We start from the raw sequence: 11,835 nt of genomic DNA on the forward strand, positions 1-11,835 counted from the left end.
AAGAAGGAATACCGCAATGATCAACGATTCTCCTGCTATTTTAGTCGTGGATGATGAACCCGAAATGCAGCAATTACTTCGGGACATTCTCGAGGAAGAGCATTATCGAGTCATGGTGGCTTCAGATGGTCACGATGCGCTCAATCGGATGGAAACAGAGAAGTTTCCAGTGGTTTTAACGGATTTACGGATGAAAGGCATGGACGGGCTGGCGTTGCTGGATCATGTCCTGCGAAAGCATCCGGAATCCAATCTCATCATGATGACGGCATTTGGGACCGTGGAATCGGCCGTTGATGCGATGAAACTAGGCGCGTTTGACTATCTCACCAAGCCCATCAAGAGCAATGAATTATCGGTGACGGTGGCGAAGGCGATGCGAGAGGCGCTGCTTCGCCAAGAAGTGAAACAGTTACGACAGCAGGTCAGCCGGGAATTTGGGTTTGGGCAGATTCTCGGGAAAAGTAAACCGATGAAGGAAATTTTTGATCTGATCCGGCGAGTGGCTGATTCACAGACGAATATTCTGATCACGGGAGAAAGCGGGACGGGAAAAGAACTTGTTGCCAAAGCCATTCATTATAATAGTCAGCGCAAGTCTGCTCCCTTTGTTCCGGTGAATTGTGCGGCGATTCCCGAGCTGTTGTTGGAAAGCGAGCTCTTTGGTCATGTGCGCGGAGCTTTTACGGATGCCAAATCGGATAAACCCGGTTTGTTTGAAGAGGCTCACGATGGCACATTGTTTTTGGATGAAATTAGTGAAATGCCCATGATGCTTCAAGCCAAGTTACTTCGTGCGGTACAAGAGCGGGAAATCCGGCGGGTAGGGGCGACTCGCTCCATGGCGATCAATGTCCGGTTAGTGGTCGCCACGAATGTGCAATTGGTTGAGGAGGTCAAGGCCAAGCGGTTCCGGGAGGATTTGTATTATCGTTTGAATGTGATTGAACTGCACTTGCCTCCCCTTCGTGACCGCAAGGAGGATCTACCGATTCTGGTTCAGGGGTTGCTTCAAAAAAGTGTCACTGCGCAGCAAAAACACATTGAAAGTGTCGAAGAGCCGGCCATGGCCCGGCTCATGGATTATCAGTGGCCGGGTAATGTGAGAGAGTTAGAAAATATCCTTGAGCGCGCGGCGACCCTGACGCAAGGGAAAAAGATTTGTTTGGATGATCTTCCCTCCAATATTCGGAATATCCAAGGAGATGGACAACTCATTGGGGATGCCGCGGAGCGGCTACTGCCCCTGGAGCAGTTGGAAAAGTCCTACATTCGGCGGGTGTTAGAAAAAATGGGTGGAAATAAATATCAAACGGCGCATGTGCTAGGGATTGATCGAAAGACCTTATATCGCAAGCTGGCTGAAATGGAGGAAGTGGTGTGAACGCCCGAGCAGTCGGATGAATTGCGTTGAATCATGCTGCTATCGGAGTGATATGTGCGTATGGAGTCCGGCCCAGGGTGGTTCTTCATCGGTCCCTGTATCATCAATGCATTAAGTCTTAATTTCCTGTTTGTCAGATTCAACCCCAGGTGAATCCATGAGTCACGAGCCTCCCCCTCAAGACCTTCAGATCGAAGTTCATCTACTCCGACAGGAATTGGCAGAGTTGCGGGCCGTCCAGGCGATGCATCAGGAGGCCAGGAACGGGTTGGAGGCGATTGAGCAGCAACTGGCAGGCATCATCCATTCGGCCATGGATGCCATTATTATCATTGATGACGATCAACGGATTGTCATCTTTAATGCCGCCGCAGAGGGAATTTTTCAGTGTTCGGCTCAAGAGGCACTGGGACATACCCTCGACCAATTTATTCCGCTTCCTTTGCGGTCTGCCCATCGTGAACACATCCGCCGATTTGCCGAGACTGGAGAAACATCCAGACGAATGGGCGCCGAAATGGAAATCTCCGGACTGCGAGGAAATGGCGAGATCTTTCCTTTGGAAGCCTCAATTTCTCAAACTGAACAATCGGGGAAGCGATGGTTGACAGTGATTCTTCGAGATATTTCTCAACGAAAGCAAAACGAAGAGCGGTTGTCCTACCTGGGGAGAATTCTTGAGGAGTCTGCCAATGAAATCTATGTGTTTGATGCCACGACCCTTCGATTTACTCAAGTCAACAAAGGCGCGAGGGAAAATGTCGGATACAGCATGGAAGAATTGAGCGTGATGACACCGCTGGATTTGAAGCCGGACCACTCGAACGAAAAATTTCTGGAGCTGTTGACTCCTCTCCGGACGGGCCAACGGGAGCAAGTGAATTTTCGGACATCTCATCAGAGAAAAGATCGAACGACGTATCCGGTTGAAGTCCATCTTCAATATTTACAGGAGGAGGGCCGTCGCCTCTTCCTCGCGATTATCATGGATTTGACGGAACGGGTGGCGACCGAACACGAATTACAAGAAGCCCAACGGACCTTATCGACCCTTCTCACGAATCTTCCCGGGATGGTCTATCGATGTCAAAATGATCGAGATTGGACCATGGAGTTCCTCAGTCCGAGTTGTCTAAACCTGACGGGATATTCACCTACTCAAATAATTGAGACTCGACAGGTATCGTATGGCCAACATGTCATGCTCCAAGAAGATCGCGAGCGGGTCTGGCAGCACGTACAGGAGGCTCTCAATGACCATAAGCCGTTTCAGTCCAGCTATCGGATTCGAACAATGGAGGGAACTGTTAAATGGGTGTGGGAACAAGGATGTGGGATTTTTTCCGAAACAGGCGAGATTGTCGGGATTGAAGGGTATGTCGTGGATATTACCCAACAACGCGCATTGGAGGAACAACTGCGAAAAACGGAACGATTGGCGGAGTTGGGCACGTTGGCATCGGGAATGGCACATGAAATCGGTACACCGATGAATGTGATATTAGGGAGAGCCGAATTGTTAATGCGTAAAGCTCCGGATGAGCCCACCAGGCGGGGTTTGGAAACCATTGTGAACCAGGTGGAACGCATTACAAAAATTATGAATCAATTATTAAGTTTTGCCCGAAAACGTCCGGCTGAACGTCAGGGTGTCAACTTAGAGGCCGTGATGATCGATGTGCTGGATGTGCTGCAGGAGAGGTTGGGTACACAGCATATTCAGATCATCAAGACTGTGACACCTCAGTTGCCGAAGGTGTTGGCGGATCCCGATCACATGAACCAGGTGTTTTTAAATCTTATTTTAAATGCCTGCCAGGCGATGCCTGATGGAGGTACTCTGAGCCTGACTCTCCATTCTACCGGTGATACCGTGGAACTCACCGTGGAAGATACCGGGAGTGGGATTCCTCAGGAGCAACTCTCAAAGATTTTTGATCCGTTTTTTTCCACCAAGGCCGTGGGGGAGGGGACCGGCTTAGGGCTCACCGTGGTTCATGGCATTCTCCAGGAACATCAAGGTGCCATCCGTGTAACGAGTGTGCCCGGCCAGGGGACGACCTTTATCGTTTCCCTGCCCATTCATTCTCAAGAGGTAAGGCGTGAGGGGTAGGTCGAGCATGAGTCTAAGTTTAATCTGCTGAATGCTTCATTTTCCCTTTTTCTCCTTACTGCTTACTCCTCACAATTTCCCATCCCGATTCCAATCACCTTCGTTCGTGTCCTTCCGGTTCGATGTGGACGACCACATCCTCCAGGGGTTCAAACATCTCAATGAGTTGCTCCTCAATTTGGGTTGCGAGCGAGTGCGATTTTTTGACGGTGAGATTGGCATCTACGTGAACCGAGAGATCCATGAACACATGGTGGGACAGTCCGCGTGTCCTAATATCATGACAGTCCCGGACGCCGGCGATTGACATCACCACTTTTCGAACTTCTTCAGGGTCCAAGCGATTGGCATCGGTTAAGGAAGACAAAACGTCCTTGAGTACGATAAATGCGGTCCAGGCGATCACGGCAGCAATCAGGACCGCTACCAACGGATCAACGAAGGCATATCCGACTTTCACAGCCAGGAGCCCTACGAGGACTGAACATGATGTGAGGACATCACTGGCCGTGTGATAGGAGTCGGCTGTGAGAATGTCGCTTTTCAGTTCGGTACCCTTTTGCCGTTCCCATCGAGTTACAAAGATATTGACACCCATGGTCATGATCATGATCAAGAAACTGAAGCCGGTGACCTGAGGGTGCAGGTCCAGTGTCCAAGACTGATAGGCTTTCCAAAGAAGATATACACATGTCATGACCAGGAATCCTCCAATGGCCCCGGCGGTCAAGGCTTCAAATTTTTTATGACCATAGGGATGGTTGGCATCGGGAGGAGGGGCGGTCAGCCAGAGCCCGATCAATCCAATGACATTTGAGAAGCCATCGAATGTTGAATGAAAACCATCCGCCTGCATACCCAATGAGTCCGTCACAACGCCATAGCCCCACTTGGCTGCGGCGACAGCCAGGTTCAAAACCAGAATCCAACAGAGAATCCGGCGAATTTCTCGAAGACGGCTCATGTTTGATGTCAAGGAATCAAGAAGAAGTATGCCTGAGTCTTTGTTCGTGTTCGCGTGCTCTGATTTACCCCGCTGTCCCGAATAGCATTCCAATCCCCGCAGTCAGTCCCATGGCCAGTGCACCCCATAATGTGACGCGCATGGCGCCCGTCATCACCGAGGCACCGCCCGCCTGTGCCGCTAACCCTCCTAATCCCGCGAGAAACACCAGTGAGGTTCCGGAAACCACGGGAATCAGGCTGGCCTCCGGGATGATGGTTGCGGTCACAAGAGGCAAGGCGGCTCCGATAGCGAAGCTACCGGCCGACGCCATGGCCGCCTGAATCGGACGCGCACTGAGGTTCTCTGAAATGCCGAGCTCGTCACGTGCATGCGCCCCGATGGCGTCATGGGTCATGAGTTGTGTGGCGACTTGCTTCGCGAGTGTTGGATCGAGACCTCGCCCAACATAGAGAGCGGCGAGTTCCTTGTGCTCACCTGAAGGGTCCGATAGGAGTTCCGTGTGCTCAAGAGCAAGGTCGGCCTCTTCGGTATCTGCCTGTGATTGGACAGACACATACTCACCGGCAGCCATCGACAAAGCTCCGGCGACTAGGCCGGCTACTCCCGCGATCAAGACATCGCTGTGGTTCGTATTCGCGGCGGAGACACCGAGCAGTAGGCTCGCTGTCGAGACAATCCCGTCGTTGGCGCCCAAGACCGCTGCCCGGAGCCACCCAATGCGTTCTGTTCGGTGACGTTCCCTATGTCGTACTCGCATGTGTCCAGTTTCCGTTATCCGCAGGCGCTGACGGCTGAAAGGTTTCTTTTCAAAAGTTATTCATCGCGGGGAATGAAAAGCTATCGCTGCTCTTCTACTCTTGAGCTTCAGATCTTACTGGATCATACAAAAAATAGGGTTCTACGCTCCACAGCGCTCATCGTTCTGAACAGATGAATCCTGATGGGGTCCATACACGTTTGAGGATGACAAGCAGAGGCACGGAGCCTTCTAGAGCTTGTCCTGAGAGTAAGGTCGAAGGGCTTGAGTCATAATTTCCGTATGATCCATCTTACTTCGCCAGGCGTTTACGGATAGTCTGCAACTCCTTCTGACGCTCCTTGGTTGTTGTGGGATAACTCATGTTGAGACTTTTTAATGTTTCGACGATCACATTCGAAATAATGAGCCTGGCGTTCTTTTTATCATCGGCAGGCACAACATACCAGGGAGCAGTTTCTGTGCTTGTCGAACTTAAACATGCCTCATAGGCGTTCATATACTCTTTCCAATATTTTCTTTCTTTAATGTCGGCGAGGCTAAATTTCCAGTTCTTTTCCGGTTCGTCGATGCGTTGAAGGAATCGCTCTCGCTGCTCTTCCTCTGAAAGGTGAAGGAAAAACTTGATGATCCGTGTGCCATTGCGGTAGAGATGGCTCTCAAGGTCCACGATAGAGCGGTACCGATCCTGCCAGAGAGATTTTTCATCAAGTAATTCGTCCGGCAGACCCTGGCTCAGCAGAATCTCTGGATGCACTCGCACGATGAGAACTTCCTCGTAATAGGAACGATTGAAAATGCCGATGCGGCCGCGTTCAGGCAGAGATTGTGTGGTGCGCCACAGAAAATCATGATCCAGTTCCGCTGCACTGGGATGTTTGAAGCTGAACACCTGGCACCCTTGTGGATTCACTCCTGACATGACATGTCGGATGGCGCCGTCCTTGCCTGCGGCATCCATGGCCTGAAATATCAGCAGCAACGCATAACGGTTCGACGCATAGAGGAGACGTTGTAGGTCACTGAGTTCTTCGATATGTTTCTTGAGAACCTGCTTGTACTGTTTTTTCGAGTTATAGATATCCTTTACCCTGGTTGGCCTTTTGCTGAGATCGACCTTTGTGCCTTTATCTACTCGGAAACCGTTGGTCTGAATGTTCATCGTCGTCCCTTTTTCATGAATTGATGTCTGGGTTGCTCACCTGGCGTTTGGAGATTTTTTATTCTTTGGCCAGCGCTTCAAAGCCGGAGATGACGTCGAACAGTTCCTCGTCGATGCCGCTTTGGCGCAACTGGTGAAAGTGTTTATTGAGGTCCTCCAGCAGTTCGTCGATGTTTTTCTCAGCGCGTTGCATCGCTGTCAGACGGCTGGCGTTTTCGCTGGCAAGAGATTCGGCGCATGCCCGGAAGAGCGAAACGAAGAGGTACTCATGAATGAGCGCCTTTAGGGTCGTCGTAGTACTTCCGATGACCTCCGGCAAATTCCCTGTCGGCCACGGGAGTATGGCCAACTCGCTTCGCCAGGTTTCGTTCAGCGGCAACAAACGCTGATTGATCGGCGCATAGACCGCTCTGGATGTGGGACGATTGTAAAAGAGGTGGAGTTCCGAGATTTCTCCGCGGCTGCGGCGCGTTTCGCTTTCCAGGAGAATCTGTCCGACCAGCGGAGTGATGGCCTTGACGGAATTCGGGACGGAAAAGAATCCTAGCAACGGAAGTCCTGCGTCTGCCAGGCGCGTCTGCACGCGCTCACCGACGGCCCATACCCGGTGTTGGCCGGGCAGCGCGGCCAGTGTCTTGACCGCATAATCGGCGACTACCTCATTAAACTGGCCCACCAGTCCTTGGTCGGAACCGAACACGACCGCCCCAATCGTCCCAGTAGGGGGGTGTATTTTCTGTTCTCCCATTATCGCCATCGGCGAGTCATCCCGGAAACAAACGCTTAATCCCAGCTCCACGGTGCGAGCGTAGTCGGCCAAGGCGCTCACCGATTGCTCGTATTGTCCGATGCTCGAGGCGGCCAAGGCTTTCATTGTGCGCACGACGGATTGGAGATCCCCGGCTCCGCCGATCTTTCGGCGCAGACTCACCATGGTGTCGCTCATGAGTCTTCCGGGAGTTCCGCTCCAGGTGGGGGAGGGTCAGTCCTGCGCCTCTTTTCATCGTGCAGTTGCCCGAGGGTGCTGTCCATCATTCTTGTCAACTTGTCTGCAGCGCCGTCGACGGCTTGGTCCACGGTCGCAGCTTGATGCGTGACCACAACGGGCTGTCGGCCTTCAAGGCGGGCTTCCATCACACAACGTATGTCGTCATTGCCCCCCTTCTTGTCGCTATTCTCATCGCTCAGATGGACCTCTACTCGCGTGATGGAGTCGCTGAATCGGCTCAGTGCACTCTCCACGACGCCACTGACCTGAGCGGCCAATGCCTCGTGGCCTTCAATGTTCCGATCAGTATTGATTTGGATCTGCATGGTGTTCTCCTTTGTGAGTGTGGATGGTTCAATGTCGGTAAGTGGCAGCCAGTCCCGTCCGTCCCGGCATACGCTCGGCCGGAATGACCAGGACCCGGCCGCCCATCTTTTCGACCAGCTCACCCAGGTCATCGAGGAGGTCGTCGACTTGCGGATGACTCAGGTCAGCACGTTCAACCTGACCCGTCGCATAGTCCAGCCGGCCGGCAATCTGGCGGTCGGCCTCAATCAGCAGCGTGGCGACCCTCCCGGTGGTGGCCGCCTGGGCGATCTCCCCCAGGTCGTCACAGCCAAGCCCCTTGGATTTTGCCACTGCAAACTCGTCGGCCAATGTAGCCAGTTGGGCCTGATATTGCGGGTCGACAACCTGCCAGGCGCGTTTCCGAAGGTCATCGATCGGCAGGGCATCAGGATTGATTGTGAGTCCCTCCGCCATCAAAAACGGGTTGTGGCTGACCTGGTGAAAGCGATGATGATGCTCCGGCAACGCTGCCAGGATCAAAGGCAGGCCTGATGGCCGGGAATGGTGCTCTAACACCGCGCGGTCGACAGCGCGAAAAAACCGGTCCGCGTCGGTGTCTACCCCGTCCTTTTTTCCGCCGTGGCCGTGGTGCATAGCCCCGCTCGCCTGACCGACCCCACCATAAGAAGCGACGGTTGAATGGGGTTCGGTCAGCTCATCCCCCAGCGCCTCGGTGATCGTCCGTGGAACGTCCGGAGCCAGATCGATCTCGTCAAGCGTATGGCGGTTCCCCTCGAAGAGCCGGATCGTGTGAAGGCTCAGTCCGAGGACCTGATAGCGATCAACCGATTGCAGAAAACGCCGCAAGGGCTTGGTGTGAAAGCTGTCGGCCACGACGACCAATTCGGTGACCGGGCGCTGAAGCCGGAACACATGAAAGAAGCCTTGCGCGGCCAGCACGGCCAGTCCATCGTGTGTGTGGGTCCAGAAGTCATGATCGTTGGCCAGGGCTTCAAACGGTTCCAGAAGGAGGCGCGTTTCGACGGCCGGATACTTTTGCCGGAGCGATGTCTCCAGCTCCTTGACAAGATTACGAAACCGGATCGGGTCCTGCTGATTCTCGGGATGGCACCGATGGGTCGGCTGATAAAGCGAGAGACATGGCGGCTGGCGATCAGACACCAACGCGGCTATGAATTCACTCGCGAGCATAGTGTTCTTCTGTGTCATTCGTGTCTCCCTCATTTGTGTTCAATCACTGTGAAACTTCAATAATATCCTAACAAAATGGCTTAACCAGTGGCTTTTTCGCTCGTATGAAGTGACTTTTTGTCACTTGAGGCGGCCAGGGCATTTATGGTGCGGACGACGGATTGGAGATCCCCGGCTCCGCCGATCTTTCGGCGCAGGCTTACCATAGTGTCGCTTAGGACTCCTCTGGAAGTTCCGCCTCGGGCTTGGGTCTGGCCTCTGTTTGCGACCCCGGCTTTGACTCGGTCTTCGGCTTGGGCTCAGCTTTGACTTCGGGCTTACGATTAGGCTTGGGCTGATACCGTGCAAGTGCTTTGCGGGCGATGTCAATAATCGTTTGACGATCATCGTCATTGAGTTTGGCTGCGCCTTCCAATCGCGTGCATATTTCCAACGGAATGACCAGGGCTGCCTTGTGCAACGCCTGTTCCGCAGGCGTCATCTGGTTAAGCGGGACAGGGTCGAAGAGCTTTTCGGTTAACGCCAGGAGCAGGGTGATTTGAGCGGGCACGGAGACCGGGGCGAATTCCGGCTGTTTGAGACAGGCACGAATTCTCCGTCCGTGTTCGATAATGGCGCGAGTGTCGTCATCCAGTCTGGCGCCGAACCTGGCGAAGGTTTCCAGTTCTTCAAACTGGGCATAGGCCAGTTTGAGATTTCCCGCTACGGCCCGGTAGGCCGCCCGTTGTGCCTTGCCTCCAACCCGGGAAACGGATCGACCGACATCGATCGCAGGCAGCACCCCTAATTCGAACAGGGAAGGCGAAAGGTAGATCTGCCCATCCGTGATGGAAATCAGGTTAGTCGGAATGTAGGCCGAAATGTTCTGTGCTTCGGTTTCAATGATGGGAAGCGCGGTCAGGGACCCACCACCCAGGTCTTGGCGCAGATGTGTGGCGCGCTCCAGAAGTCTCGAGTGGATGTAAAAGATGTCGCCGGGAAAGGCTTCGCGACCGGGCGGGCGGCGCAAGAGCAGGGACAGCTCACGATAGGCGCGAGCGTGATGCGTGAGATCGTCATAGACAATGAGCACATCGCGACCATGTTCCATGAAATGCTCCGCAATGCTGGTTGCGGCATACGGCGCGATATACGCCAGCCCTGGTGGGTCGTTGCCTTCGGTGACGACGACGATGGTGTATTCCATCGCGCCTTGTTCGCGGAGGGTGGCCACGACTTTCGCCATGCCGGACGCGCGCTGGCCAATGGCGCAATACACGCACAGGACATTCTGGTCCCGCTGGTTGAGAATCGTGTCGACGGCAATGGCAGTTTTACCCGTCTGCCGATCGCCAAGAATCAACTCGCGCTGGCCGCGTCCGATGGGAATGAGTGCATCAATGACCTTGATGCCGGTTTGCAACGGCACCGTGACGGGTGCACGATTCATGATGGGCGGTGCTGGACGTTCGATAGGCAGGCGCTCGCTGGAGGCCACCGGTCCGCGGCCATCCAGGGTCCGACCTAATGGATTGATGACTCTCCCGATCAAGCCGTCGCCTACCGGCACGTCCATAACGTGTCCCCTGCGCTCGACTTCGTCCCCTGCCTGTAACTGCCAGTAGTCGCCAAGGAGTACGACGCCGATTTCGTCTTCATCGACGTTGAAGGCGATGCCGTACACTTCACCGGGAAACTTCAGCACCTCCTCAAACCCCACGCGGGGAAGGCCGGAAACCCTGGCGATCCCGGTGGAGACGTTCGTGATCCTGCCCACCTCGTGTGGCGTCAGCTGAGGCGAGAAGCTTTCGCGCGCCTGGCTTATTCCAGAAAACGCACGGTCGAAAACCTTTTGGAGACTCTCAGGTTCCATGTTCATCGGCTGGTTGTTCGGGAGGTGCGTCGGCCTTGGCTTCAGGTTTGGTTTTCTCTTTTAGGAGTTCGCCGACCTCCTTTTCCAGCGACCCGAGATAATCCGCGATGCTCCACGCCACTTTTTGTCCATTTGTGGTGAGTTCGATCCCGCTGACCAGGTCCGGCGCGGTCTCGAACCGGACGTGGATTTCAGCCGAGAACGTTTCGTTGAGGGCATGTTGTATCGCCGCGCGTTGCTCCACAGGCAGGTCGAACGCGCTGCGCACAATCGCGGGGTCAGACGAGGTTTTCAGAGCCTCGGCGAGTCCCTCTTTCGCCTGGCCGTCCATTTCTCGCAAACGGCGAATGAACACCTCGCCCAGGCGTTCTTCCAGGCTCGTCGTGGCGAGGTCTGCCAACGTCTTTCGCGCAATCGCAAAGATTTCCTCCCGTGTTCGACGAGTGAGTTCCTTATTCAGGCTTTGGTGCTCGCTTCTCAATGCTTCCTGCCACTTGGTGCGCAAGCCGTCCGACTCCTTCCGCGCGTCGTCGAGGAGGTGCTGACGTTCAGCCGTGGCCTCATCCTCCGCCTTGGTTAACAGAGCCGCGCGTTGCTGGTCGAACTCCTCGTTTTTACGCTGGAACTCGTCGCGTTCCTGTCCGGCTTCGGCCATTCTTGAATCGGCGTTGGCGAGTTCGGTGGCGATCCGTTTCTCCCTTGCGTCAAGAGCATTGAGAATGGGTTTGTACAGGAAACGCTTTAATAACCATACCAGGATAAGAAAGTTGAGTGCCTGCGCGACAACGGTAAACCAGTCGATTAACATCGTTTCATTTTCCTGTGGCCTGGGAGAGCACGTGGTTCCAGAACGGGTTGGCGAAGATCAGAATCATCGAGACCACGAAACAGTAAATGGCCGTAGATTCGATCATCGCCAGGCCCACAAAGAGCGTCCGGGTAATCGTGTTTGCGGCATCGGGCTGCTGGGCCAGAGAAGACAAGGCGGTTGATACCGCCCTTCCTTCCCCCAGGGCCGGCCCAAGGCAGCCGAACCCGGTGGTGAGGCCAGCCGTGACAATTGATGCCACCGCGATAAGAGTCATGCTGTCCATAGTATCTCCTTTGGTTGT

12 protein-coding genes are annotated in these 11,835 nt (G+C 54.2%); 2 read left to right on the forward strand and 10 right to left on the reverse strand.

The genetic code is table 11. The annotated features are described in order from the left end of the window. Positions 1 to 16 precede the first annotated feature (16 nt). Positions 17 to 1,384 (forward strand): sigma-54 dependent transcriptional regulator, encoded by a 1,368-nt coding sequence (locus PJI16_15620; GenBank protein MDT3778994.1) that lies wholly within the window; start codon positions 17 to 19, stop codon positions 1,382 to 1,384. 157 nt (positions 1,385 to 1,541) lie between these two features. Next, positions 1,542 to 3,497, forward strand: coding sequence for a PAS domain S-box protein (locus PJI16_15625; GenBank protein MDT3778995.1), 1,956 nt, complete (start codon positions 1,542 to 1,544; stop codon positions 3,495 to 3,497). A 94-nt stretch (positions 3,498 to 3,591) separates the two neighbouring features. On the opposite strand, the gene PJI16_15630 is transcribed toward PJI16_15625, so the two are convergent. The 10 genes from PJI16_15630 to PJI16_15675 all read right to left on the reverse strand — a co-directional run bounded on the left by PJI16_15630 (position 3,592) and on the right by PJI16_15675 (position 11,817). Further along, on the reverse strand, positions 3,592 to 4,461 hold the full coding sequence (locus PJI16_15630) for a cation diffusion facilitator family transporter (GenBank protein ID MDT3778996.1): 870 nt from the start codon (positions 4,459 to 4,461) through the stop codon (positions 3,592 to 3,594). A 64-nt stretch (positions 4,462 to 4,525) separates the two neighbouring features. Beyond that, positions 4,526 to 5,221, reverse strand: a complete 696-nt coding sequence (locus PJI16_15635) for a VIT family protein (protein ID MDT3778997.1) — start codon at positions 5,219 to 5,221, stop codon at positions 4,526 to 4,528. Positions 5,222 to 5,513: 292 nt separating this feature from the next. Next, complete coding sequence (locus PJI16_15640; protein MDT3778998.1) at positions 5,514 to 6,383, reverse strand: polyphosphate kinase 2 family protein; 870 nt, start codon at positions 6,381 to 6,383, stop codon at positions 5,514 to 5,516. Between the two features lie 58 nt (positions 6,384 to 6,441). Next, the gene (locus PJI16_15645) at positions 6,442 to 7,329 is read right to left on the reverse strand and encodes a F0F1 ATP synthase subunit gamma (protein MDT3778999.1); all 888 of its coding nucleotides are present in this window, start codon (positions 7,327 to 7,329) and stop codon (positions 6,442 to 6,444) included. Further along, positions 7,326 to 7,697, reverse strand: a complete 372-nt coding sequence (locus PJI16_15650; GenBank protein MDT3779000.1) for an HPF/RaiA family ribosome-associated protein — start codon at positions 7,695 to 7,697, stop codon at positions 7,326 to 7,328. Before PJI16_15650 ends, PJI16_15645 begins: the two co-directional genes overlap by 4 nt. A 28-nt stretch (positions 7,698 to 7,725) precedes the next feature. Then, positions 7,726 to 8,871 carry a hypothetical protein gene (locus tag PJI16_15655; GenBank protein ID MDT3779001.1) on the reverse strand — a complete coding sequence of 382 codons (1,146 nt, stop codon included), beginning with the start codon at positions 8,869 to 8,871 and terminating at the stop codon, positions 7,726 to 7,728. A gap of 80 nt (positions 8,872 to 8,951) precedes the next feature. Beyond that, on the reverse strand, positions 8,952 to 9,077 hold the full coding sequence (locus PJI16_15660; GenBank protein MDT3779002.1) for a hypothetical protein: 126 nt from the start codon (positions 9,075 to 9,077) through the stop codon (positions 8,952 to 8,954). Positions 9,078 to 9,085: 8 nt separating this feature from the next. Further along, on the reverse strand, positions 9,086 to 10,729 hold the full coding sequence (locus tag PJI16_15665; protein MDT3779003.1) for an alternate F1F0 ATPase, F1 subunit alpha: 1,644 nt from the start codon (positions 10,727 to 10,729) through the stop codon (positions 9,086 to 9,088). Further along, entirely contained in the window at positions 10,713 to 11,531 is an 819-nt protein-coding gene (locus PJI16_15670; GenBank protein ID MDT3779004.1) for a F0F1 ATP synthase subunit delta, read from the reverse strand. The genes PJI16_15665 and PJI16_15670 overlap by 17 nt, the downstream gene beginning before the upstream one ends. Positions 11,532 to 11,535: 4 nt before the next feature. Then, on the reverse strand, positions 11,536 to 11,817 hold the full coding sequence (locus PJI16_15675) for a F0F1 ATP synthase subunit C (GenBank protein MDT3779005.1): 282 nt from the start codon (positions 11,815 to 11,817) through the stop codon (positions 11,536 to 11,538). Positions 11,818 to 11,835: the final 18 nt, after the last annotated feature.

It is taken from the genome of Nitrospira sp. MA-1 (assembly GCA_032139905.1).
Taxonomy (GTDB): domain Bacteria; phylum Nitrospirota; class Nitrospiria; order Nitrospirales; family UBA8639; genus Nitrospira_E.